The sequence below is a fragment of the Ruegeria sp. PrR005 genome, from assembly GCF_010500245.1.
Lineage (GTDB): Bacteria > Pseudomonadota > Alphaproteobacteria > Rhodobacterales > Rhodobacteraceae > Ruegeria_B > Ruegeria_B marisflavi.
Genome location: NZ_JAAGOX010000006.1, coordinates 1 through 25,117, shown reverse-complemented (window position 1 = coordinate 25,117; position 25,117 = coordinate 1). Strand labels below are relative to the sequence as shown.

The 25,117-nt window shown below is 59.8% G+C and carries 19 protein-coding genes and 3 pseudogenes; 9 read left to right on the top strand and 13 right to left on the bottom strand.

Annotated elements, in window-relative coordinates:
• Positions 1-110: 110 nt before the first annotated feature.
• From G0P99_RS04245 to G0P99_RS04205, 9 genes are all read right to left on the bottom strand, one after another.
• Positions 111-1,616 (bottom strand): aldehyde dehydrogenase, encoded by a 1,506-nt coding sequence (locus tag G0P99_RS04245; RefSeq protein ID WP_164128048.1) that lies wholly within the window; start codon positions 1,614-1,616, stop codon positions 111-113.
• On the bottom strand, positions 1,613-2,671 hold the full coding sequence (locus G0P99_RS04240; RefSeq protein WP_164128046.1) for an aminoglycoside phosphotransferase family protein: 1,059 nt from the start codon (positions 2,669-2,671) through the stop codon (positions 1,613-1,615). Before G0P99_RS04240 ends, G0P99_RS04245 begins: the two co-directional genes overlap by 4 nt.
• Positions 2,668-3,012, bottom strand: coding sequence for a cupin domain-containing protein (locus G0P99_RS04235; RefSeq protein WP_164128044.1), 345 nt, complete (start codon positions 3,010-3,012; stop codon positions 2,668-2,670). Before G0P99_RS04235 ends, G0P99_RS04240 begins: the two co-directional genes overlap by 4 nt.
• 12 nt (positions 3,013-3,024) lie before the next feature.
• A complete protein-coding gene (locus G0P99_RS04230; protein WP_203582968.1) occupies positions 3,025-3,384 on the bottom strand; it encodes a cupin domain-containing protein in 360 nt (119 codons plus the stop codon).
• On the bottom strand, positions 3,381-4,502 hold the full coding sequence (locus G0P99_RS04225) for a glycosyltransferase (protein ID WP_370462697.1): 1,122 nt from the start codon (positions 4,500-4,502) through the stop codon (positions 3,381-3,383). The genes G0P99_RS04230 and G0P99_RS04225 overlap by 4 nt, the downstream gene beginning before the upstream one ends.
• A gap of 195 nt (positions 4,503-4,697) precedes the next feature.
• Positions 4,698-5,762 (bottom strand): ABC transporter ATP-binding protein, encoded by a 1,065-nt coding sequence (locus G0P99_RS04220; protein WP_164128040.1) that lies wholly within the window; start codon positions 5,760-5,762, stop codon positions 4,698-4,700.
• The gene (locus G0P99_RS04215; RefSeq protein WP_164128038.1) at positions 5,759-6,550 is read right to left on the bottom strand and encodes an ABC transporter permease; all 792 of its coding nucleotides are present in this window, start codon (positions 6,548-6,550) and stop codon (positions 5,759-5,761) included. The genes G0P99_RS04220 and G0P99_RS04215 overlap by 4 nt, the downstream gene beginning before the upstream one ends.
• Positions 6,551-6,553: 3 nt before the next feature.
• The gene (locus G0P99_RS04210; protein WP_203582967.1) at positions 6,554-7,414 is read right to left on the bottom strand and encodes an ABC transporter permease; all 861 of its coding nucleotides are present in this window, start codon (positions 7,412-7,414) and stop codon (positions 6,554-6,556) included.
• Positions 7,415-7,509: 95 nt separating this feature from the next.
• A complete protein-coding gene (locus tag G0P99_RS04205; protein ID WP_239059666.1) occupies positions 7,510-8,490 on the bottom strand; it encodes a spermidine/putrescine ABC transporter substrate-binding protein in 981 nt (326 codons plus the stop codon).
• A 266-nt stretch (positions 8,491-8,756) separates the two neighbouring features.
• Between G0P99_RS04205 and G0P99_RS04200 the strand changes: the two genes are divergently transcribed.
• Together G0P99_RS04200 and G0P99_RS04195 are read left to right on the top strand one after the other, a co-directional pair.
• The gene (locus G0P99_RS04200; protein ID WP_164128035.1) at positions 8,757-9,689 is read left to right on the top strand and encodes a GntR family transcriptional regulator; all 933 of its coding nucleotides are present in this window, start codon (positions 8,757-8,759) and stop codon (positions 9,687-9,689) included.
• Positions 9,686-10,987 (top strand): glycosyltransferase, encoded by a 1,302-nt coding sequence (locus G0P99_RS04195; RefSeq protein WP_164128033.1) that lies wholly within the window; start codon positions 9,686-9,688, stop codon positions 10,985-10,987. The genes G0P99_RS04200 and G0P99_RS04195 overlap by 4 nt, the downstream gene beginning before the upstream one ends.
• Here the strand turns inward: G0P99_RS04195 and G0P99_RS24660 are convergent.
• Positions 10,986-11,140 (bottom strand): annotated as a pseudogene (locus G0P99_RS24660) (IS6 family transposase); the annotation flags it as partial. The gene G0P99_RS04195 and the pseudogene G0P99_RS24660 overlap by 2 nt on opposite strands.
• A 172-nt stretch (positions 11,141-11,312) precedes the next feature.
• On the opposite strand from G0P99_RS24660, the gene G0P99_RS04190 reads away from it, so the two are divergent.
• Entirely contained in the window at positions 11,313-13,064 is a 1,752-nt protein-coding gene (locus G0P99_RS04190) for a peroxidase family protein (RefSeq protein WP_164128031.1), read from the top strand.
• 32 nt (positions 13,065-13,096) lie between these two features.
• Positions 13,097-13,594, top strand: a complete 498-nt coding sequence (locus tag G0P99_RS04185) for a hypothetical protein (protein WP_164128028.1) — start codon at positions 13,097-13,099, stop codon at positions 13,592-13,594.
• Here the strand turns inward: G0P99_RS04185 and G0P99_RS04180 are convergent.
• Positions 13,588-16,110 carry an adenylate/guanylate cyclase domain-containing protein gene (locus G0P99_RS04180; RefSeq protein WP_164128026.1) on the bottom strand — a complete coding sequence of 841 codons (2,523 nt, stop codon included), beginning with the start codon at positions 16,108-16,110 and terminating at the stop codon, positions 13,588-13,590. The two genes, G0P99_RS04185 and G0P99_RS04180, sit on opposite strands and share 7 nt — an antisense overlap.
• 29 nt (positions 16,111-16,139) lie before the next feature.
• Between G0P99_RS04180 and G0P99_RS04175 the strand changes: the two genes are divergently transcribed.
• Entirely contained in the window at positions 16,140-17,330 is a 1,191-nt protein-coding gene (locus tag G0P99_RS04175) for a YcaO-like family protein (RefSeq protein ID WP_164128024.1), read from the top strand.
• A 68-nt stretch (positions 17,331-17,398) separates the two neighbouring features.
• Here the strand turns inward: G0P99_RS04175 and G0P99_RS24655 are convergent.
• Positions 17,399-17,599: pseudogene (locus tag G0P99_RS24655) on the bottom strand (IS6 family transposase); the annotation flags it as partial.
• Between the two features lie 220 nt (positions 17,600-17,819).
• On the opposite strand from G0P99_RS24655, the gene dctP reads away from it, so the two are divergent.
• Genes dctP through G0P99_RS04150 form a run of 4 tightly spaced genes read left to right on the top strand, consistent with a single transcriptional unit; the run spans position 17,820 to position 24,647 of the window.
• The gene (dctP, locus tag G0P99_RS04165) at positions 17,820-18,968 is read left to right on the top strand and encodes a TRAP transporter substrate-binding protein DctP (RefSeq protein ID WP_164128022.1); all 1,149 of its coding nucleotides are present in this window, start codon (positions 17,820-17,822) and stop codon (positions 18,966-18,968) included.
• Positions 18,969-19,026: 58 nt separating this feature from the next.
• Complete coding sequence (locus G0P99_RS04160; protein ID WP_164128020.1) at positions 19,027-22,734, top strand: response regulator; 3,708 nt, start codon at positions 19,027-19,029, stop codon at positions 22,732-22,734.
• A 33-nt stretch (positions 22,735-22,767) separates the two neighbouring features.
• Complete coding sequence (locus G0P99_RS04155; protein WP_164128018.1) at positions 22,768-23,127, top strand: Hpt domain-containing protein; 360 nt, start codon at positions 22,768-22,770, stop codon at positions 23,125-23,127.
• The gene (locus G0P99_RS04150) at positions 23,124-24,647 is read left to right on the top strand and encodes a response regulator (RefSeq protein WP_164128016.1); all 1,524 of its coding nucleotides are present in this window, start codon (positions 23,124-23,126) and stop codon (positions 24,645-24,647) included. The genes G0P99_RS04155 and G0P99_RS04150 overlap by 4 nt, the downstream gene beginning before the upstream one ends.
• A 207-nt stretch (positions 24,648-24,854) precedes the next feature.
• Here G0P99_RS04150 and G0P99_RS24415 read toward each other — a convergent pair.
• Positions 24,855-25,117 (bottom strand): annotated as a pseudogene (locus G0P99_RS24415) (hypothetical protein); the annotation flags it as partial.

Genomic DNA, 25,117 nt, shown 5'->3' with positions numbered 1-25,117 from the left:
CTTCTGACAACGCCCGGCCTATTACCTCGCCACCCTGATTTCCTTTGGCATGACCTCTCGGATGTCGTCCGGATGGGCGAAGCCATGTTCCTGTTTCATCGCATCCACTTTCACACGTGCTTGCGTCCACCGGTCTCGAGAAACCAGTCGTCCGGATAGGGATACCACCAGTCCTGCACAACAGGCTTGTGATCGAGAATGACCATCTTCGAGCGTCGGAATGCATCTAGACCTTGGCGACCGAGTTCGCGGCCGAGGCCCGATGACTTCCACCCACCGAATGGCAGGGCGTCGTTGTCGATCATCGGGTTGTTGATCCAGACCATTCCCGCCTGAAGACGCTCGGCGGCTTCGTGCGCCTCGGCCAAGTCGGTGGTAAATATTGACGCCCCAAGACCGAAAGGTGAATCGTTGGCCATCGCGACGGCGGTTTCAAAGTCGGGCACCCTGACAATGGCCGCAACCGGGCCGAATACCTCTTCCTTCATGATATCCATGTCGGGCATGCAGCCGGTCAGGATGGTGGGTTCAAAAAACCATCCGCGGGTCCGACCCGCGGGCACCCGGCCACCGCAGACACATTCGGCCCCGCGCGCAATCGCGTCGGCGACAAGGCGTTCGACCTTCTGGCGCGCCGCCTGCGACACGAGGGGCCCGATCTCTGATTTTTCCAGCCCGCTTCCGATCCTCAGCCGGGACGTTGCATCGGCAAATGCCCGGACGAAACGGTCATGAACCTCGTCGACGACATAGATTCTTTCCGTCGACGTGCAGACTTGTCCCGACAGGTGAAACGCACCCGTGACCGCCCCCGCAGCAGCGACCTCGATCGGGGCACTGGCCGAAATGATCATCGGGTCGGAACCGCCTGCCTCGATCACTGAGGGCTTCATACGCCCGGCCGCCGCCGCTGCGACCTTGCGGCCAGCGGCAACCGACCCGGTGAACGCGACCGCGTGCGTGTTCTCGCATTCGACCAAAACGGCGCCCGTCGCGGCATCGCCAGGAAGGCAGGCGACAAGACCTTTCGGCAAGACATCGAATACGCTCATGAACTTCAGCGTCGAGAGCGTGGTGGCTTCCGCCGGTTTGATGATGCATCCGTTCCCTGCCGCCAGCGATGCGGCAACGGTCCAGCATGCCAGCAAGATCGGGAAATTGAATGGCATGATGTGAACCGAGACCCCGTAGGGTTCATACCGCGAAAACTGCAATGATCCGGCCTGGGTCGAACCCGCCACCTTGCCCGCGTCATCCCGGGCCATCTCGGCGTAGTAGCGGAATATCGGGGCGCAATTGGCGACCTCGCCAATTGCCTCCGGGTAGGGCTTTCCCATTTCGCGGCTCATTAGAACGGCGCACTCGGTCATGTCCGTTTCCTCGATGCGGCTTGCCAGCCGATGAAGATACGCTGCCCGGCTCTTGGCGTCGAGACGGCACCAGCCGGCCTGAGCGACGCCGACCTCGGCCACGATGGCTTCGATATCGCGCGGCTGCATGACGGCCCGTTCAGCAAAGGCTTCCTCTGTCGCCGGGTCCGAGACGGGCTGTGTCACCGCATCGTAACAAACGAAGTCCGGCGCCAAATAGTATCTTGCAGACAACGTCTCGTTCATGCGGGAACTCCCTGTATTTCCAAGTCTTCGGCAGCAAAAGAACTGCCACGTACACGCCAATCAGGCAGAAAGCGATTCATGACCGCTTCAATACGGATCAGGCCCGATCGTTTCAGCGCGGTCTCAAGATGGCCCAGAGCTCGTGGCAAAAACCGCAGGTATCCCGGGAACCATAGGCGAGCGACCACACCAGCAATCCGCGCATGTTGCTGAGCGCCCAGCCAGAGATTGTGCCACACAATATCGCCGCGAGTTTTAGCCGTGGCCGGGGCTCTTTTCAGATATCGGTCGAGCATCCGGTCTTCCAGACCGGGCCCCAAGTCGCGGCGCGCGCCTTGCAGAACGGATACCAAATCGTATTCCAGCGGTCCGACAACAGCGTCCTGAAACTCCAGCAGTCCGCAGCGCGCAACCCCGGTGCGTTGCTCCAACAGCATCAGGTTATCGCCGTGGAAGTCCTGAAAATCCAGGGTTTGCGGCCAGTCCCCGTTCGAAGCGAAGGCTTGCGACCACAAATCGCGGAACACTTCGGCGAAGTCCTCCACGGCTCCCACTGTTCCTAGTTGGGGCGCAAACCAGCTTGAAGTCACGTCAGTCTCGACGAGCACCGCGCGCCGGTCGTAAAGACAACACAAAATGCTGGTCGCGCCGGGTCTGTGGTGCAGATGCACAAGCGCGTGGATGGCAAGTTCGTAGAGCCTGGTTTCATCGGCACCACGGCCGGTGATCTCGGAATAGGTCGCTTGTCCGAAATCTTCGACCAACGCCAAGCCTGTCGCCACATCAACGCCTCGCACCTTCGACGCAGACAGCCCGAGCCGGTTCAGATGCCGAGAAACCTGCGCGCATGCAGCAACCCCTGCCGGATTTGTCCAGTCGTCCAACAACAGCAAGCGGTGGTCCGGCAGAAGGAAGAACCGGCGGGCCGAAGCGTGGGAGGACAGCAGAACAACCCGCGCCCCCGCTAAACCGTGGCGGGCCAGAAACACAGCGGTCGGCGCCCGTGCATCTGTCGTGTTCGCAATCAGCGTAAAGATGCCCGGGCCGCCATTCATCTGATCATGTAGACCTTCTTGACGGTCTCATGGACGGTGCAGACTCCCTTCCAGTCCTTCGGGAAGAAGGCAGCTGTATCCGGCGTGATCTCGATCACATCACCCGACTCGTGAACATAAGTGCAGCGCCCTTCAAGAAAATGGCAAAGCTCGTCACGGGTGACGTGGCATTCCCACTCGCCGGGTGTACAGATCCACAATCCGCATTCCGACTGTCCGTCGGGCCCTTTGTGGAGCAGCTTGCCCGAGGTTCGGGACTGGCCCTTGACCATAGTGGTGATCGGCCCCCAATCGACCGTATCGGTGATGTCCAGCGGCTGACGCATTACGGGTGTCGTCATTTGGTTGTCCCTTCAGACCAGCATGTAGATGTTGCGAATGGTTTCGGTGACATCGGCCTCGCCGGACCAGCCGGCAGGGAAAAGGACACAGGTCCCGGCCCGCACTTCGATCGTTTCGCCTTCATCTGACCGATAAACGGCGCGTCCCTTCACGAAATGACAGAACTCGTCGCGCGGAATGGAAAGCCGCCAACGGCCCGGCGTACATTCCCACACCCCGGCTTCGGGACTGTTCCCCGACCCCTTGAACAGAAGCCGTCCGGAAGAACGCGATACTCCTTCCACCATGTCCGGTTGCTGGCCCCAGTCCAGGACATCGGCGAATGCCGTGGCCCCGTGGATGTGAGGGGCGCTCGATTTCAGGTTGCTCATGCCTTGTTCTCCACCAGTCCGGTCAGCAAACGTGCCGCCTTCTCCTGGCCGTTGGCCGCCTGCATATGAGCCGAGGTCTTTCTCAGGCGCGCGGCCATGGTCTCGTCTGTCAGGCAGGCTTCGATCTTTTCGATCATTTCCTCGTCGGTCCAGTCGTACCGGTCTGATCGGAACCCGTGCCCGGTTTCCTGCACCCGCATCGCGTTGTCGTGGCCGTCCCAGACATAAGCCATGACAATCGCCGGCTTGCCGAAGTAGAGGCACTCAGTGAAGGAATTGTTGCCACCGTGATGGATAACGGCATCGACTTGCGGGATCACGGAAGGCTGCGGATACCAGCTTTGAATGATCACATTGTCGGGCAGGTCCTCGTAGGCGTCCATGTAATCGCCCACATTCACCAAGGCGCGGTAACGGCTCTTTCCGATAAGACTGATCAGGCGCTTCAACAGTTCGGTATCCCCTGCCCCGAGCGAACCGAAGGAAATGTACAGAAGCGGCCCGTCACTATTCTTCTTGAACGCAGGAATTTCGTAGGGGTCATCCTGCCGTACGCAGCCTTCGAGGTACTGGAACCGGCCCGGATCAAGCGGTTCTGCACGATCGTAGGTTACGGGCTCCGGGTACAGCAGCAGGTTCAGATAGGGCGACGCCTCAAAGAACTGCCCAAGCGGATAGGGATCCTCGCCTGTGGTTGCAAGAAACGCATTGAAGTCTTCGTGAATTGGCTTGATGACCTCATTGAACTTCTTGCGGAACGCCGCGTGGCCTTCCTTGTCGTCGACCGACATACCAGAAAGATGCGGCGGGATTGCATCGTCTTCGATCTCGTTCTCGCTGCACGAGATGATTCGGACCCAAGGCACCCCGAATTGCTTGATCGCCGGGAATAGGATGACATTGTCGACCGCAATCACGTCCGGTTGGATCCTGGCCAGGATTCCGGGCAAATCTTTTTGCGCCCACTTCGCGCTGTCGACGATCGCCTCCCAGCATTCCTTTACGTAGTTGTCTATCTGATCGATTGGCGCCTTGCGGAAATTGGGAATGTGCCCGTTGATGAAATCCTCCCAGAATTTCGCCATCTGTTCCGGCGGCATCGGCTCGGACAGGTTCACGGGATGTGCTTCGAAGCCATAGCCCTCGTAAACCCCAACGAAGCCCGGATCGGACAGGAAGACCGCCTTGTGGCCCAGACGTTCGACCGCCTGAGCGATACCTACGGAATTGAGTGCGGGCCCAAAGGCCGCTTCGGGGAAAAACGCGAATGTTTTCTGGCTCATGTCGTATCCTCTTTTCTGTTTGTCAGCGCTTCAAGCATCGAAGATTCTGGTGTCCTTGGCCGACCATCCAACCGCGAGCGTATCGCCGATGGACAGGTTCAGCCCTTCGGCGGCGTCAGCTGTCAGCCGCACCATGACCGGCTGCGGTGACGACGGGGTTTCCAGATGCACCTGCAAATCCAGCCCGTGATAAGCCAACGCCGATATCCGGCCAGTGAGCTGGTTCAGATGGGGTTCAGGGTTCAGCAGCATCCGCTCTGGACGAACCGCCGCGACGAGCGTTGCACCATGGCCCAGGACGCCCCTATCCGTCGCAGTTATGGCCGCCCCGTTCCGATCCTGGTACCCGTCACCGCTGCGTACCACCGGAAGAAAGTTCATCACCCCGATGAACTCTGCCGAGAACCGGCTGTTCGGATGCTCGTAGACTTCGCTGGGAGAACCGATCTGCAGAAGTTTCCCGTCCTTAAGGATCGCGATCCGGTCGGCCATGACCAGAGCCTCTTCCTGGTCGTGGGTAACGACGATGAAGGTTATTTTGAATTCGTCCTGAATACGTTTGAGCTCGAGCTGCATCTCGCCCCGCAGCTTCTTGTCCAGCGCCCCCAGCGGTTCGTCCAGCAGCAGGATCCTCGGCCGCTTTACCAATGCACGGGCCAAAGCAACACGCTGTCGCTGCCCGCCAGACAGCTGATCGGGTTTCCGGGCGGCGACATGTGACAACTGAATTGTCTCCAATATCTCGTCGACGCGTGCTGTGATTTCCTTGCGCGGCAGCCTCTCCATCTCAAGCCCGTAGGCAATGTTCCGGGCTACGGTCAGGTGGGGGAACAGTGCATAGGACTGGAACATGAGGTTGACCGGCCGACGGTGCGCGGGAACCGCCGAAATGTCATCTCCATCCAGCAGAAGGGCGCCGCTGGTAAGGTCCTCAAACCCGGCTATCATCCGCAGCAAGGTCGTTTTTCCGCTTCCTGACGCACCTAGGAGAGCAAAGAACTCGTTTTCATTGATATCGATCGAAACCTGATCGACAGCCTTGAAGGTGCCGAATTGTTTTTCAACGTTTTGCAGGGAAAGAAGTGGTTTGCTCATTGTCCCGGAAGACCTCCACGGTTCAGCCTTTGCGACAAAGCCAGAGCGACCAGAGAAACGGACATCACGATCGTCGAAAGCGCGTTGATCTCAGGTGTCACGCCAAAACGGATCATTGCGAAGATCTGCATCGGCAAGGTGATGGAATCGCGCCCCGCGCCGGCAGTGAAGAAAGCAATGATGAATTCATCCACCGACAGCGTGAATGCCAGCAGCGCCCCTGCCACGATGGCCGGCATCAGTACCGGCAGAACGATGCGGCGGAGCGTGGTTAGGATGCTTGCACCCAGATCGGTCGATGCCTCCACAATGGACCAGTCGAAGTTCTTCAGGCGCGCCCGGACAACCGCGCAGACAAAAGCCAGATTGAACACCACATGGCTGAAGATAATCGTGTGCAGCCCCATGGTCACGTTCAGCATCGAGAAAAAGCTCAGTAGAGCGATGGCCAGAACGATGTCGGGAATGATCATCGGCGCGAAGATGATCGTTTCCAGGAAACGTCCCTTGCGGCGACGGATTTCCACCCCGATGGCAAGCAGGGTTCCCAGCGCCGTTGCCATGAGCGTCGACACCACCGCGACAATCAGTGTGTTGAGCGCAGCGCCCAGGATGTCCTGGTTCGAGAACAGGGCACCATACCACTTGACGGAAAAACCCGTCCAGGCCGTCGGCAGTCCGCCCTCGTTGAACGACAGGGCCAAGAGCACCGATATCGGGATGTAAAGAAACGCGAACACCCCCGACAAGACCAGCAGCATAAACCTTGTGGATTTGCGGTGGTCCATTGGTCAGTCCGTGCCATGCCGTGCGCCCGAGGCCCGCTCGGTCGCAAAGGTCTGAATGGTCAGCAGCCCCATCATGATCGCGATCAGGATCATCGACAACGCGGCACCGAACGGCCAGTCGTTCGCGGTCAGGAACTGCGCATAAACCAGGTTTCCGATCATCTGGAACTGACCACCTCCCAACAGGGCAGGCGTGACAAAATTTCCGATCGACAGGACGAAGACGAAGACGAAACCGGTGGCGATACCGGTTACGGTCATCGGCAGAATGACACGTCGGAACGTGGTCCAGCCAGTAGCACCAAGATCGCGCGAGGCTTCCGAGATTTCCGGGTTCAGGCGCGAAAGGGGCGCATAGCAGGCCAGGATCACGAAGGGTAGGTAATTGTAGACCAGTCCGATAACGACGGCTCCTTCGGTATAGAGCAGTCGCGGCAACTCGCCTTCATAACCCATCCACCGGGCAATGCCGGTGATCAGCCCTTCGCGGTTGAGCAGCACGATCCAGGCGTAGGTGCGGACCAGATAGTTCGACCAGAACGGCAGCACCGCGAAAAACAGAAGCGCCGGCTGCGTACGCTTTGGCATCGAGACGATTGCATAGGCAGCCATGTAGCCTATCACGGCCGCAATCATCGCCGAAGTTCCGGCGATCGTGGCCGATTTCAGGAAGATCCCCGCATAAAGCGGATCGAACACCAGCGCTAGATTTTCCAGAGTGAAGGTGTATTCGACCCCGCCGTAGGTTCCGCGCCGGAAGAAGGCCAGAGCAAGGATCAACAGGCAGGGGATGACCATGAACACCGTCAGCCAGGCCAGCGCCGGAGCTATCAGAAACTCGGGTCTTCTTTCGATGGTGGTCATGATCCGAATATCCGAGGGTTTTCCCGATGAAATCTGTTGGACAGCCAAGATGGTCCGGCCGAACCTATCGGCCGGACCAGAGAATGGCCGCACCCTCAGTTCGCGGCTTTGATCTCCGAAACGATCCGGGCGTATGCGCGCTGTGCCTCGCCCACATCCCTAAGCTGTTCGTAGGCCAGCATGTCTTCGGGCGAGTAACCCATGTTCGGGAAGGCATCGATCAGGCTGGGATCAAGAGCTTCCATCGCGGCCTTGTTCGGAACCTTGTAGAGAATGTTCTCGGCCGCCCAGCGATGGGTGTCCGCCCCGAGTATGTAATTGACGAACTCATAGGCCGCATCCTTGTTTTCGGACGCTTTGAGAATGACCATCGTATCGACCCATAGATCGCTGCCTTCTTGCGGGATCACGTACTTGATCTGATCGTTCTCGGCGATGCCGTAGTTGCACCAGCCGTCCCAGGCATGCACCAGGCTCGCCTCTCCGGACACCAGCTTGGCGTAGAACGTGGTGTCGTCATAGGCCAGAAGCGTGCCCTTGGCCTGGATCAGAAGATCGCGGACTTCGGCCATTTTGGCCTCGTCGGTCTCGTTTACGGAATACCCCTTGGCCAGTTGCCCGGCAGCCAGCAGCCAGCGATCGGTGGCGAGCATGGTGGTCTTGCCGCTCACGTCGTCGGACGGGGCCAGAAGGTCCATCCAGCTGTCGGGGGTCTCAGCGACCAGATCGGCACGATAGCAGAGCCCCGTGGTGCCCCAGGCATAAGGCATCGAGAACGTGTTTCCGGGATCGTGCGACAGCTGCGTCGCAGCCTCATAGAGATTGGTGGCGTTGGGAAGCTTCGAATGATCCAGCGTTTCTGCCAGACCAAGATTGTGCAGCACCTCGGCGAACGGCGAGGACACGAACACAACGTCATAGCCGCGTCCGCCGGACGCGATCAGCTTGCCCATGATCTCTTCGTTCGTGGCGTGCAGCACCAGTTCGGCTTCATTGCTGGTGGCCGCGTTGAACGTGTCGATGGCGTCCGGCGCCATGTAACCGTCCCAGTTCGACACGACCAGGTCGCTCGCCATAACGTTCGTTGCGGTCAATGATATCGCTGCGCACGCGCTTGCGATCAGTCGATTGGTATGTCGGGTCATTCCGTTCCTCAACTGTTGTGGGGCGGATTTTCCGCCTTCAAGGCATCCGATTGGTCGACAGCAGCTATTGAAAGCCATCATCAGAATCTGTACTAATGATCTAACATGTACGTCAAATTGTATTCTCTGTTCTTTTGAACACAGCGGTATCGGACCACGAGAACGGGTGAAATCCAGAGCCAGAATAAGGAAGTTCGATGCCCACCCCCCGCCAAAGTACGCGACTTGGCCATATTGATCTGGCGCGAAAGGTTCTCGCGATCGCGCATGAGCGCGGGATGAGACGCGGCGACCATCTGCCCGAACAACTGCTTTCGGAATTGTGCGGCGTGTCGCGAACACCGATCCGTTCTGCATTTAAAATATTGTTTGAAAATGATTTTCTGACATGGCGGGAAGAAGAGGGATACTTCCTGGAACTGGATGATGCCGAAAGCCTGCTACAGGCGCAGCGCCGGTTGGAAGAATTTGAACAATCCCTGGCGCAAACAATTCTCACGGACCGCTCACTTCGCCGCATCGGGGAAGTAGAGTCGGTCAATGCGCTGATGCGAAAATACGGCGCATCCCGGCATATGGTACAAAATGCATTAAAAGTACTGTCTCAAGATGGAATTGTCACGCAACTTCCCGGCCGTTCCTGGTCATTCCAACCGCTTCTCGATTCTCCCCGCGCTCAGGAACAAAGCCTGAATTTCCGTATGGTGATCGAACCTCAGGCCATTCTGGAACCTAATTTCCGGCTTGATCCGAAGAAGGCGGGCGTGCTGCGGCTGCGGATGCAGGACATGTTGCAGGCACGCGAAGGCGGCATCGGTTCGACAACCTTCCTTGCGCTTGACACGGACTTTCACAGCTTTGTCGGCGAGTGTTCGGGAAACCAGTTCGCACGAAATGCGATCATTGCGCACCACCGGCTTCGCCGGGCTACACAAAGGGCGATTTCCATACCCGATTTCAGGTTGCGGCAGGCACTGAAAGAACACATCGAGATTCTCGAAAGCCTGCAGACCGGCCAGTTCGAACTGGCGGCTGACCTGATGTTGGTTCATCTCAGGCGGTCGCGCACGGTCCGGCCGGAAACCGTCAACCGTGGCGCGCCTCCGATGGTCCGTGGAGTCCGGGCTTGAGCGCGGAGCCAATCATTGCGTTGTTCCCCGAGGCCAGTTTTGGCGCGGCACTCAACTGCGTCGGGATCGCGCAAGCCTTGCGGGAGAGGGGCGGACGGCCGGTTTTCATCTGCCATCCAGGCTTCACCGGTGTTTTCGCCGAATATGGATTTCAGGAGTATCATCTGCCCGTCGGGGACCAGTCCCGCGAAAATGCCGACGATTACTGGCAGAGATTCATCCAGACGCACCTGCCCAATTTCCGCAAGGATGCCTGGGAGCAACTCGACACTTACGTGGCCCCAACCTGGGATGCGATCGTGAATACCGTCGAGAAGGTGGAAGATGCCTTGTCCGATCTGCTGTCGATGATCCAACCGGATGCCATTCTTCTGGACAACGTGATCATGTTCCCGGCGGTTGCCCGCGCGAACTGTCCCTGGGTGCGGGTGGTATCCTGCGCGGAAACGGAGCTTCCCGACGCAAATGTTCCGCCCTACCTGTCGGGGCTGAAGCCCGAAAGCACTGTCGACCGGAAACGCTTCGAACGGACCTACGAAAGGGCTGTTCGCAGCGCCCACAAGCGCTACAATCGCTTCCGGAAAAAGCGCGGGCTCGACCCGTTGGCTCCGGCGATCTTTCTGGAACCCTCCCCGGACCTGAATCTTCTGCTTGCGCCTTCAGCCGTCAGATACCATCGGAAAATACCCCTTTGCGAACCACAGTTCGTGTACCTTGAAGGATGTGTGAGGAATGAAACCAAGTTCGATTTTCCTCATCTGAAACGATCTGATACCCCCCTCGTCTACATGAGCTTCGGCAGTCTTGGCGCGATAGACACGGGCATCATCACCCGGATGCTGAATGTTTTTTCAAGTATTCAGGCGCAGTTCCTGGTGAATGTGGGTGGTTTTCTGGAATCCTATGGCAATGTGCCGGACAATGTTTTGCTAGGCAGTTGGTTCCCGCAACCGTCCGTTGTCGCGGAATGCGATCTGTTCATTCATCACGGCGGCAACAACAGTTTTTGCGAGGCGCTCTATTTCGGCGTTCCCAGCCTTTTGCTGCCCTATTGTTGGGATGGTTTTGACAACGCGCAACGCGCAGAGGCCACCGGAACCGGACGTTGGCTGGACCGAAACAACTGGAGCGAGGCCAAGTTGAAAGGAATCGTCGAGAGCATGCTTGCGAGCAAGGACATGAAAGCGCGCCTTGCATCCATATCCACCAAGATGCAGTCCGCGCCCGGACCTGTCAAATCCGCGGACGCCATCATGTCGATGCTCGCTCGCAATCAGGACGCAGTACCGGTAGGCTGAACCGCACGGTTACGTGCCTCGCATTTATGCCGCGTTCGTGAACCAGATCCTCGACATTGCGCAATGACCGCAGAATTGTGTCGTACAGCGTCACGGCCAGACGAATGATCTCCGGGCCGTTGTGAAGTAGTTGAACGGATCACGTTTCAGCAATCTGAGAGGTTACGAGGCCGCCGTGCCAGTCTCGACCGGATGCCTTCTGACACCACCAGCCAGTTTGCTTTCACAACACAGGTTGCCGGCCAACCAAGTCCTCTGAAATCTCTGGCTTTACCGGTCCTCGCCACACCGGCTGGTACGATTCCCTAGAAAAAAGCCGGATTTCATGTTATGGATCAAGTGCCTGATTGATGCGGCCATTTGCGGCGCGCTCTGTGAAAATCGACCGACTGGGGGAAGAATGCCCGGCTTGCATGGCGGTGGTGTCCGTTACATTTCAGAAGATGTGAAAATCCCGTACGTTCAGAAAGGCCAGCGGATTTTCAATGCTGCCGAACCCGGAGACGGAATTTTCCCGGCGCAGCTCAAGCTGCAACTGGAAAGCGATGCCGCGTGGCGCGCCCGAGAAGCTGACGGCCCGGCATTGCTGCTTGACCTGAGCTCGCCAGGCGCCCAGGCGCTGCCGCGAGATGCAGAGGGCGCTCCTGATGTCGACCAAGTGATGTTTTATCAGCAAATCATGCCGGCGATTGCCCCGCCGGGTCCTACACCGGGAGTTCTACGGAGGGTTGCCGACAGGCTCACAAGATCTGCGCGGCCCGGGGACCTCGTATCGGGCAAGCCGGTGCTACCGGCAGCCTACACGTATTTCGGTCAGTTCCTCGCCCATGACCTGAGCCACATGACATGGAACGCCACGATCAATGGATGGGAGAACGCCCAGAACCTGCACGCCTTCGATCTCGGTTCGCTGTTCGGACTGCGCGTTGCAGAGACTGCCCTGAACAGCGTGGCGCATGCGGGGCACGACACCTGGATCGGGCTCGACTCGGGTAGCCGCGCCGCTGATCTGCCGCGCAGCGGTGCGGATGGCACCGCCGTATGCACTGACCGGCGGAGCGACAGCAACCTGGGCCTGGCCCAGATGACCGTATTACTGATGCGGTTTCACCAGCGCGCAGCGACCCAAGCCGGGCTTTCAGTCACCTCGACAGATCAAGCCAAGTCGCTGACCCGGCGGCATGTTCAGGCGGTCGTGTTGACCGATTACCTCAAGCGTCTGATACCCGACCACGTCTATAACGATGTTCTCGACCACGGACGCAAGATCGTCGCCACCGACGCCGCGGCGCCATTCGAGATCCCCATCGAATTTGCTGCTGCCTGCTTCCGGATCGGCCACAGCATGGTGCGCAGCGATTATGTTCCCTGGCTTCCCGACGACGTTCTTCCCGGCTTCATGAAGCGAGATGTCTCTTTCGAGGACCTTTTGGATTTCACGAAGGACGGCGGGAAGCTGGCAGGCGGCCACCTACCCAGAAACTACGTACAGGTTTGGCGTCATATGGCCGGCGATCCGCAAACACCCGCCGGCGAAGCTGTTGCCGCGGCTTGTATCGATACGTGGATCGCGAACGATCTGAGTTACGTGCCCCGGCGGTTTTTCGAACCCCGGGCCAACGAGAACCTGCCGAACTCGCTGAACCTGGCACGCCGCACGCTCGAACTTGGGGTGAAGCTTGGCCTGCCGTCCGGACAGACTCTCTACGATCACATTGCCGGAGCGGGTATCGCAATGGCGCGGATCAAGGCAGATGTTCGCACGTTCCTGTTCGACCGTCAGTCGCGGTTCGGCGCCCTTTACACCGACACAACCCTTTGTACCCAAACACCGCTTTGGCTTTACAGCCTGATCGAAGCCGAGCTTGAGCCGAGCCCCTGCCTGGGCGAGGTCGCGGGCCGCGTGGTGATGGAAACATTCCATGCCGCGATCCAACGGAGCGGAGATAGCATTCTGAACCCGGCGCCTACCGGTGCAAGGATCCTGTTTTCAAGGGAGCTCAACACCCAGCAGGGGCCGCAAAATGAATTCAGCATGGCCGACCTGATCGCGGTGGCCGCTATGCCGGATCAATAAGTCATGGGAATCTGAAGACAGAGGAAATGAAAATGACCAATATCGTAGCGAACGTGAGCGAGCCGGTGAACAATGCGAACCGACAAGCCGGCATGAAAATTGCGGGCCAAGGGCTTGCGACCTGGTTGACGAACCACAGCAACAACTCCAATGCCAAGTCGAAGGACATCTTCGACGACCTCTACAATTCGGTTTCCGCCCTGAACGTTAACTTTTTTCTTGTCGACGATGAGCAGAATACCTTCAAACTTCTACCTGTCGCCAATGGCTCCGGCGGGGTCATAGCCAATCAATTCGAAATTGATGGCACCACTGACAAGCTCATCATCCATGGGGAAAAAGACAACAAGAGTGGCCAGAACAAGCCGATGACAATCGCGGTGCCCGAAGTCGTCGGAGCAGACACCATTGATTATCTCGAAAACTATGTGACCGATGTCATGGAAATCGCTCAATCCGGTTCGGCAGATGTCGAACTCCAGCTGCGCAACTACCTGCTGGCCTCGATCTTTCTGACGCGCTGTCACTGACCGGAAAGACCCATCGCAGCATCGAGGGCGGCCGCGAGTTTCAGGCGGTCTTCCTCCCTGCGGATCGGGAAGGCGGTCACGAACCAGTCGCGCACGCTGTGCGGTGTAGCGGGCTCGCTGCCCGCCCAGACGTCGGACACACGGCTCACGAAGCGCTCGGCGGCGGCTCTCGCCCGCTTGCCATGTCCTTGACTTTGGAGCGCCGCGGCAAGCCAGCCCTGGATGTCGACGATGCTGTCGCCCGCGATTTCCGCCGCCTCAACGGCCTTGTCGAACCGGTCGAGCAGGAACAAGGTCGAGGCCAGATAGCCCCAGATCCATTCAGGAAACACCTCGGACACCGCGAAGAGGCGCGTGACGGTGGCGTCTGCCTTTTCGCGCTCTCCGAACCAGGCGAAACCCATGGCGCATGAGGCAAGCGTTGTCGGGCTTACCGGGTTGAGTTTCAAAGCGAGGTCAAGATGCATCGACGCACGGGCAAAGGAGCCGTTGAGTGCCGCCGACCACGCCACCGCCCGTTGGTTGCGCGAATCCATGGGATCGATCTCGGCCGCCCGCGCGGCCAGGGCATCGGCCCGCTGTGTGTCCGCCACATTGCGGGTCAGTCCGGGCCAGACGACATGGCTGATGTTCGTCATGCTGGCAAGGCTGGTCATCGCTGGTGCATAGTCCGGATCCTCCTCCAAAAGACTGGAGAAGATCGCACGCGCTTCTTCAGCGCCTTCTGGCGTCCAACGCATCATGGCTCGGTCGCCGCGCAGCCAGGTGTCATGACTGGTGGCGCGCGCGCCCGGCATGCTCAACGTGGCGGCCAGCCTGTCAGCCGAGACGTAGCGCTCGATCGCGGCGGCGACCTGACGCACGATACTGAGCTGCGCCGCGTGCCAGCCGCCGGTTTCAACATCGTATGTTTCGCTCCAGATCATCCGATGGGTGGGCTTTTCCGTCAGCCGGATGGTAATCGCGCGAACCGGATCGTCGTGCAGTTCGCCGGCCACCCCGTAATCGGCGCGCTCGTCGGAACCGGCATTGCGGTCGCCGTCGATTACCGACCATTCGCGGAACCGCGCAAGATTCGCCATCAGATCGGCGCGGAAAGTCCGGGCCAGGTGCTCGTCGGCGCCGGGCGCGGTAAAGCGGTCGACCAGAAGGCGCAGCATCCGCCGCGGTCTGGGCGCGGCCTCCAGGGCATCTGCCCGCGGCGTCTTGCGGCTTTTGCCGTCAAGTGCCCTGCGCACGGTTTGCAGGATTTCGGGCCCGGACTGGGCACCATGCGTCCGCGTGAGGTAGTCCTGTAATCGCGTGAACTCTTCGAGAGCCGGTGCCATGCTACCCCGCACCACGAAATGCCGGATCAAGGCCAACGAGGCGACCTCGTTACCCGGTTCTTGCCGCAGTATCGCCTCGGCAGCGGCCCGATGGGAATCGGCACTACCGGCCGTCTGTTCCAGCACTCGTTCAAGCCCCTGCATCAACCGCCGCTTCCACGAGGCGCGCAGGATGCGAAGCCAGCCGTCGAATTCCGGGCTCAGCCCATCGGCATCGATGAGAATCCGGTCCGGCCAGCGCCCGTCACTGCTCAGCGTTTCGGGAACGCTGCCTCGGCGCAGGGCGTGTTCGAAACTGTCCAGGTCAGTCTGGAACGCCATTGCGTCGAGCATGACAAAGCGCTCGTCTCTGAGCAGCAACCGGCGCATCCTCTCGGGGAGCAGGTGGTTCAACTCGTCCACGGTGTCGTCAAGCGGGCCCAGTACCGTTCCGTTCCGTGCCTCGGGCCACATCAGCGCGGCAAGCCTGTCGGGCGCTTCGCAATGCCCCGGACACAAGGCGAGATAGCCAAGCAGGGACCGGGCATGCCGAGAGCCCGGCATCCTGCGCCTGCCGTCTGCGCCAATGAGCCCGGTCTGCCCAAGCACCGCGATAACTGCGTTCTCGGACTCTGGCGGGCCCGTCGAAGAGGAGGGCGCGTCGATGACACGGAACGCCTCGATCCACTGGCTCAGGTTCTTCAGCCGCTGGGTGCCGGCGGCCTCGAACCGTATGCCGTGCTCGGCGCTCAGGCCGTCGCGGATCACTTCGGATACCAGGCAGGTGCCTGGCTGCGCCTGTTCTTGCAGTCGGGCCGCCACGTTCACAGCGTTGCCCAGCACATCGCCGTTCCTTTCGATGATGGGACCGGCATGGATCCCGATCCGGAACAGGTTCGGATCGCGCACCCCTGTCTGTATTTTCTGGACGATACGGTGGAATTCGATACCCAGCCGCACCGCGGAAACCGAATCCGGGAAGACAAGGAGTGCGCCGTCTCCCATAGTCTTCACGACGGCGCCGCCATGGCGGTGGGCAAGAACCCGCAGCGTGTCGAAACAGCCCGACATGAAATCGAGGGCGCTCAGTTCGTCCACTTCCACCCGGCGACTGTAACCCACCATGTCGACAAAGAGGATGGTGCGGACACCGCCGCTCTCCTCTGCACCCGAGACCAAGGGTTGCGCTTCCGGACTTGTCGACGCCATTCTGTCGCCACCTGAGAAAGAGGTCCACTGTGTCAACCTTAGACAAGTTGCGTGACTATTTCGACGTTGTTGATATTGCGCCGCCGGATTGGCCGGTTCGCTGTTGTCTGGCTCTGCCGACCCAGGCTGCGGCGGCGGCTTGGGGGGCGTTGCCGCCCGGTCTGCGCCTTGAAAACGGTCGGGTGGCGGGCGGACGGGGCCTGTCCTTCGACGCGGCAGAGACCAGCGCACTCGGCGAAGCCGCTGAACTGGCCAGCACGATAACATGGGGCGACGAGGCCGTCATGCCGCCCGATGCGCCGCTGGGCGAGGGTAAGTGCTGGCGGTTGACGGAGTTGCTGGGGTTCTCGCCCGAACAGTCGGATGCCCGCAGCAGCTGGAACGAACGGCTGGACGGAACAGACTGGATCCCCCCGGCAGGGGCGCAAGCCACAGGTTGGATCATGGCCGAGGATGCGTTCGGTGGCGATCCGGTCCGGGTGCCGACCGATGCCGTGTTCCTGGGCACTAGCGCGTCTTCCTACGCTGACACATCGGGATGCGCCGCCGGTGAAACCGACGCCGCAGCGCGGCAGGCGGCAGTTCTGGAACTGATCGAGCGCGACGCCACCGGTCGCTGGTGGTATGGTAACCGCGCGCGCGCGGTGCTCGACACCGCAAACCTGGGCCCAGAATTCGACGAACTTCTCGGCTGGTTTGGCGATCGAGGCCGAAACCTTCGGTTGTTCGATATCACCACCGACCTTGGAGTACCGGTGGTGGCCGCTGTCACCGACGATCCGGAAACCGGTAGCGTGTCTATGGGGTTCGCCGCCGGGCTATCGCATCCGGTCGCTGCGCAGAAGGCCACCAGCGAGATGGGCCAAATGGCACTGCTGGTCGAGGCCGGATTGCAGACCGGACAGATGCGTCCCGGATTGCGGCGCTGGTTGGCCGAGGTGTCGCCGAAAACGTCGCCGCTCGGTGCGCTGGCAACCGCAGCGCCACTGCGTCCGGCGGTCATGCCGGACGAGTTGCTGCCCGCACTACAGCAGCACGGTGTCCGACTGGCATTCCACAACATGACGCACAACTTCGTCGGTGTGTCGGTCTGGCGCGCGATCTCGCCTGATCTGTGCCACTGGAAACCAAGATTTGGCAGGGCGCGCCTGCTGGCGCCAGACGAGGCTGACCTTGAACCGGCAGCCGCCGCGCCTAACAGTGTGATACTTCGACTGTGATACTGTCCAAACCACCGACCTGTCAGACAAATTCCAGCCAGTCTCGGTTTCCTACGAACCGCAGGAACTCAGGCAGCGCCAAGCCTACGCAACTCGGCCAGAGCCGCAGCGCGGTTCAACTTGAAATTCCGTCGGCTGGTGAGGCTGCGCTCCGAGTTGAAATGGTTGAAGACCGAGGCGTGGACGGAAGCCAATTTCTGCAAACTTCGCATCCGAATGAAGCGCAGCATCGCCCGTTTTCGTCGTCGGAATGGCAGTTGCGCGTGCTGTGGAAGTACGTGAACGGATCGCGTTTCGACATGCTGAGAGGCTACGAGGCCGCCCTGCCCGCCTCAACCGGATTCCTTCTGACACCGCCTCATTGTGTCAAGCAACCTATTTTTTGTAGCTATCCCAAACGACGGGGTTAATAGTTGTATTACCGCTCCGGTGATCCGACGTCCGTTCCGGGCACGGGCTCCGCGAAAGAAATGTGGGAGGTGAGCAACAATGACACACCGGGGACAATCCCGGCGGGAGTCGGCCGTCGTCACGCCGAACACGACAAGACGCAACGCGCTTTTCGTGGCAGCTGCCGCGAGCGCAGGGGCCGTGGCGGCTCCGTTTGTGGGCAACGCTCAGGTTTCTGTTGGAAGGAAGCTGAAGATCCAATCACTCTGGACAGAGAACACGATCGGCTACCGGACATTTGAAACCTGGTGCAAGAGCATCGTCGAACTGACCGCAGGCGAAATCGAGTTCGTCCCTTTCGCGGGCGGAACGGTTTCTGAAATCTTCGACATGATGACTGCTACTTCAGCGGGTGTACTCGATGGCATGCACTGGGTCCCACATTATGCAGCAATCACCGGAGCGATGCCCGCGGGAGCTCTACTGACGTCCTTTCCGATGGGGCTGCCCCATCCGCACCAATGGGACATGTTGTTCGATAGCTACGGCGGCACCGAGCTGGCCCGCGAACTATACGCCCGCCATGGCTTGCACTATGTCGGCCACGTACACCACGACATGAACCTCATTCACTCCAACAAGCCGATCCGCTCGCTTGACGATTTCCGGGGGTTGAACCTTCGGATGCCCGGAGGGATCGTAGCTGACTGCTTCGAGGCCATTGGGGCGCGAACCATCGCGCTCGCGGGGTCCGAGGTGCAACCGGCGCTGGCCTCCGGCGCGATCGACGCGGCAGACTTCACCGGACCAGCGATGAATTACGACCTCGGTTTCGCCGAAGTCAGCAAATACATCGTCATGGGTCCGACCTCGACGCCCTGCCTGCATCAGCCGGTAGACCTGACAATCGTCGTCTTCAACCAAAACGTCTGGAATAGTTTCCCCGCAGCGACACAGGAACTGCTGACGGAGCTTGTACGCGCCTTCTCGATCAAACACTTCACAGCCCACCAAGAGGCCAATGTTGCTGCCTGGACGAAGTTCGCTGAGGCCGGCGTCGAGGTCACACGGCTGTCCGAGGACGACGTGGGGCGGTTCCGCAAGATTGCCCTGCCCCTCTGGTTCGAATGGGCGAACCGGGACACCGACTCTGCACGGGTATTCAAGCTGCACCTCGACGTGATGCTTAACCCGGCAGTGGCTTACATCAATCCCGAAGATATCAAGGATTTCGAGCTGAAGCTCTGATGCGTAGGTGACCTGGCCGGGTAAACGCACTGGCGAGAAGGGATAGGAAAGGCGCGCAATGGCAACGGCAGACGAAGGAAGGTCCGGCCTTTCGGCCTTGCTTCCCTACACGATCCGAGGAAAGCTCCTTCTGGTCGTCATAATCATCTTCCTGTCGGCAGCTATCAGCGCGCTGATCGCGCACCGCACCAACCTCGTGATCCAAGAGCAACTCACCTCTATATCAAACGAGAGCATTCCGGCCCTCGTCATCGCGCACCGGGTTGCTGAGGATACAACGAACATCCGCAACGCCGCCGCCTCGGTCGCCAGTTCCGAAAACGCCGATCAGCTTGAAGCCCGGATGTCGACTCTCGAGGGGCATCTCGATCGCATCCGATCAGTCATCAACGAGTTGGAAACACACGGTAGCGGAGCTGAGACGGTCCTTAGCCTTGAGGCCTCGATCCGCGACGTCGGCGAACTATCAGAGACACTAGCCACCATCGTCGCACAAAGGATAGAGCTAGGCGGGAAACTTGGCAGCCGGATCCGGAGCCTTGCCCGGACCCACGCAGCGTTCAACCACTCCATCGAGCCCCTAATCGCCGAGCAGCTAGACGTCCTCAGTGCCGAAATCGACCGCGTGAACGCCAGCACCGAGGCTTCGGTCACCTTTCTGAACGACCTCGGGGTACGGGGGTTGATCCCGCTTTTGACTATGCAAGTTCAGCTTGGGACTATCGAGCAGTCAATGATCGGTGCGCTGACCGCACCAACGGACGAAGCCGTCCGTGATACTTGGAGCGACTTTGTCACTTCGAGTTCGATCGCTGCACGCAACGTCGATGAACTGAAAGGAAACGGTCCGGTCCGGCAGGTGGTCGACGTCAACGAGTTGTCGGAGATCATTGACCGCATCATCGCCTACGGTGCCGGCGCAGACAGCATCTTCGAACTCCGCAGAGCGGCGCTGGCCGACCCCGCAACGACCTTCGATTCGGAAGAAATCGAACGCGACCTTCGCCAGACCTTCCTACAGCTTGATATCGTACTGCGCCGTTCGATCATCCTCATCCGGGGTCAGACCGTCACCGTGAGCGCCAACCTCAACAGCGAAGTCGCAGCGAGCCTCGACGCCATCAATGACGCCAGCGTCGTCGGCTACGGTACACTTCTCGCGCTGGAAACGCTTGGCAACCGGACCGTCGGCATCCTCTCCCTCGCTCCATTCTCGGAAGACCGGACCGCGCTGAATGGGTTGCAGGCGGACCTTGGGGCGGTTGCGGCCGAAACCTCGGAACTAATCGCCCGCCTCGACTCTCGCACAGACATCTCGGATACCGCCGAGCTAGCGGAGCGCTTGATCGGCTTCGGAAGCGGAAACGAGACAGTCTTCGATCTGCGTGCGAGTGAGCTTGGCGCGCTGAAGCAGACCGAGGGGCTACTTCTCAGAAACAACGAACTCACCGAGAGGATGAGCGATATTGCCGCGAAAATTGTTTCCGAAACCCGTCAGGCCACCGACGCCTCGGCCGCTGCAGTGCTTTCGTCGCTCGAAGCAAGCCGGCTGACCCTAGCAACCGTGCTTCTGGCCTCTCTCGCAGTAATTATCGGCGCTATCGCTTATGTGAACCGCAGCCTTGGCTCGCGGCTCAGCGCGTTCAGCAATGCCGCCTTGTCCCTTGCCGAGGGCGACTTGCACGTTTCCCTGCCAAAACCCACTGGACGCGACGAGGTTTCGCGCCTGATGCGAGCGCTTACCGTCTTCCAGGACACAGCCGTTGAGATGGAGCAGAGCAACCTGCGTGAGATCGCCGAGACCCGGCAGCGATTGATCGACGCCATTGAGAGCATCTCGGAGGGTTTTGCCTTTTACGACGCGGACAACCGGCTTGTTCTATACAATACCCGATACCGGGATTTCCTGAACGACCCAACCGGAGATTTCGTCCAACCTGGGCGTTCGGCAGAAGAAATTGCCCAAGACGCGCCGAAAGGCTCAGGCCTGCGGCTCGAGGCTGACCTTGACGGTCGAACGCCGCGTGCATCGAACGTCCGACAGTTGCAGGACGGACGCTGGGTCCAGATCGACAAACGGCGAACGACCGACGGCGGCTCGGTAGTGGTATATTCGGACATTAGCGAGCTCAAGCAGCGCGAGGCCGAAATAACACAAGCCAAGGAGCAGGCAGAAGCCGCCAACGAGGCGAAAAGCTCGTTTCTGGCTACGATGAGCCACGAGATCCGAACGCCGTTGAACGGTATCATGGGGATGAGTAACCTGCTGGCCTCGACGAAGCTCGATGCCGAACAGCGAGACTTTGCCGCTACAATCGGCGACGCGGCCGACACGCTTTTGACAATCATCAACGACATCCTTGACTTCTCAAAAGTCGAAGCAGGAGCGCTTGAACTCGAAGAGCTTGAGATCGACCTCGCCGAGACTGTCGAATCGGCAGTGGAACTGGTGATGCCTAAGGCCGACGAAAAGGGCGTTGAACTGGCCTGCCGGATCGCGCCCGAGGTCCCACGTGGTCTGGTAGGCGACCCGACCCGGCTCAAGCAGGTGTTGCTAAACCTGCTGAACAACGCCGTGAAGTTCACTGAACAGGGCGAAGTCCTGTTGACGGTCAGCCTTGTTGGGCACGTGCATGAAGCCGCCGATACTGCGCATGTCGCCTTCTCGGTTCGTGATACGGGCATCGGCATTCCTGCAGATCGTATGGACCGGCTCTTTCGCTCATTCAGCCAGGTCGACGCCACTACGACACGGCGCTACGGCGGTACTGGGCTGGGTCTGGCCATCAGTCAGCGCCTGGTCAAAAAGATGGGCGGCGAGATCGTGGTCGAGAGCGAACTGGGGTGCGGCTCCACCTTTTCCTTCGCTTTGCGACTGCGGGGATGCGCCTTGCCAGACCGCAACAACCGCCGGGCACGGATCGAGGTGTTGCGAGGCAAGACCGCGCTTGTGGTGGACGACAACCAGACCAACCGGCGGATCATCGACGAAAGACTCCGCGCTTGGGGCATGTTGCCCGAGGTCTTGAGCGCCCCAAACGAGGCGCTTGAGCGGCTCAGAGGCGAACCCACTCCCGACGTGGTGATCATTGATTACAAGATGCCCGAAATGAGCGGGCTCGAACTTGCTCAGCGGGTCAACACCACGCTTGGAGAGGCCGCGCCGCCGATGATTCTTTTCACCTCGCTTACGCCCGCCGAGCCGGATTTCTGGGCCGAAATCCGAAATGTCGGCTTTGCATCTGTGATAGCGAAGCCAGCGAAGTCTGCACAGCTCCTGCAAGCCCTAGCCTCTGCGATCGGCGGGCAAGAACGTTGCGTGGCGCCAGAGACCGAGGTGCCAGAGGTTCGAGCTGAGGCACTGTCGATCCTTCTCGTCGACGACAACCGGATCAACCGAAAGGTCGGGCAGAAGATGCTCGCAAAGAACGGTTACAACTCCGATCTCGCCAGCGGCGGTGCCGAGGCGATCGGGCTAGCTACCGGCGGGAGCTACGATGTCATCCTGATGGACATAGAGATGCCTGAGATGGATGGTGTCGAAGCCGCAGCCAAAATCAGGCATGCCTTCGAGGGGCGGCACCGGCCCTATGTTGTGGCGCTGACAGCGAACGCGCAGGCCTCAGCCCGGGACGCCTATCTAAACTCGGGAATGGACGACTACCTGAGCAAACCGGTGGACGAAGCGGCAATGGTTGCTAGCCTGAAGCGCGGCGCAGCTTTCCGGCAGGCGCAGCGAGAGGAAGGCGAAGGAAGTGGAAACTAAACTGGAGAGCCGATGGAGAGTGGTGACATCGACATGGCCGCGCTGAAACGGCTGCTGGACATTGTGGGAGGGGATATCGACGAGCTTGAGGAGCTCCGGGACGACTATCTTGAGGACGCTCCCGATCTCGCCCAGCGTATTCTTGACGCTGCGGGTAAAGGAGACCAGACCGCGCTCAAAATAGCCGCCCATACGCTCAAATCAAACGCTCGGGATTTCGGCGCAGTGCGGCTGGCGGATCTTTGCGCCAAGCTGGAAAAGACTTGCCGAGAAGGCGGTTCTGAAGAATTCGTCGGACTTGCCCAGCGTATCAGCGACGAAGAGGACGCCGCCCGGCGCGCACTGTCGGGCCTGAACCTTGGCGATCTTCAAGGACCACGGATCGGAACATGATCAACATGAACGACCCAGAGACCATCGCGGAGGCATCGGTCCTGATCGTCGACGACAGTCGGGTCAGTGGTCGCAAGCTTGCAAAGGCTGTGAACTCGCTCGGCCACCATTCCAAACGTGTCACTGGTGGTGCCGAGGCGCTTGCCGTCTTGCATGAGACGCCCTTCGACATCATGCTTTTGGACATCGTCATGCCCGAGGTGGACGGCTACCAAGTGTTGAACGCCATGAAGTCCGATGCCGCGTTGCGCGACATCCCGGTGATCGTGGTCTCGTCGCTAGACGAAGAGATCGACAGCGTCGTCCGCGCCATCGAGCTTGGGGCGGAGGACTTCCTGCCCAAAAACTTCGAGCCGGCCATTCTTAAGGCGCGGATCAACGCCTCTCTGGCCCGCAAACGGTTCCGCGATAGAGAACTCGCCTATTTCCGCGATATTGACACGCTGACCCGGGCCGCCCAGGTCATCGAAGGTGGAGCTTTTCGTCCGGCGGAACTCGACATTGTAGACGTGGCCGCGAGGAACGATCCCTTGGGCGCGCTTGCCAAAGTCTTTCGCAGCCTGGCCGAGGAAATCTACGACCGCGAACGCCGCGCTGACCTGACGGTGCGCACCCTTCGCGGCACTCTTCTGGTTCTCGCGGCGGGCAGCATCTTTGGGATCGCACCTGCTCTTGGCCGTCTCGCCTCTGCCAGTGATGTGCCGCCGCTGGGACTGGTGTTCTGGTCGGCAGTCGTCGCCGCGGTGTTTTGTCTTTCGGTGTCGGTCGTTCGCCGGGGGCTGCCGCGCTTGAAATTGCGGGACTTCGGGTTTCTCGCGCTTTGGGCAGTGCTGCTCGGCTCACTCTACCAGTTGCTAACCGTGGTAATCTCGGCCCATGTCGAGGCCACGATGATTGCGCTTATCGGAAGTTCGCGTGGGTTCATGGTTTTCCTTCTGGCCGCGCTTCTTGCGCTCGAACGTCCGAGCCTTCGGCGTTTCTCCGGTCTCGGGCTCGGCTTCGCCGGGATAGCCATCGTTCTTCTGGTGAAGGGCGCTGGTGGTGAAGGCGAGCTTCTCTGGCTGATCTCGGCGTTGGCCCTTCCCTTTCTTCTTTCGCTGCACACCCTTCTGATGTCCTGGCGCCCGAGGCACATAGACGCTGGCGCGACGGTCGGGGTGATGATGGCGCTTTCAGCGCTATTCCTGCTGCCGTTTGCCATGGCCCAAGACGCATTGTTTCTGCCCTCAGCCTCTTTCGGCCAACGCGAGGTGATCACGTTCACGCTCGGCGTGTCGACAGCAGTCGCGTTGGTTCTGGCGCTTGACCTCGTGGCGACAGCAGGGCCAGTCTTCGCCAGCCAGATGGCCTATTCACAAACGCTGGCCGGGATCGCCTGGGGGATGCTGCTGCTGGGCGAAAGTTTGTCACCGCTGGCTATCGCCTCGCTCTTGCTAGTGATTGTGGGCTTCTGGCTGGTCGAACCAAAGCGCGCGGGGGATGATTTCCGGATCACACTAAGGATGCGGGACGAGCGGTAGCCGAGGTCGGGCAGCAAGGGATTCGAAATCGAGGGACCGACTATGGTTGCCTTGGAGTTTTGCAAAACAGCACTAACCCCTTGCATACGTTTTATTTCGGAGCATTGCTTTGCTGCTGCGAGTTGGGGGAGAGGGACACCCCGCCTTTCGCGGCCAAGCTGCTTTGAGAGGAATTCTTGCTATGCGCACCAGCCAGATCCATCCGCTTCAGATCGCCAGGCTTTGCCCCGATGCAGGGATTGGACGGATCGAAATTACCTTCTGTCCCGGCAAGGTGCAGGCCGGTGCGATGACCGGCAGTTGGAACCGCTGATCAGCCCCACCTGAGTGGTCCAATTTGATTGTTAGTGCATGACCGGCCTTTGGTCCATCTGGACGATGGTTTCCGGGGCCGGCCAAGCATTCCCGGCTGTATTCGTCGATGATGTTAAGCGTGCGGAACGCTTTCCCATCTTCAGTCCGGCAATGCA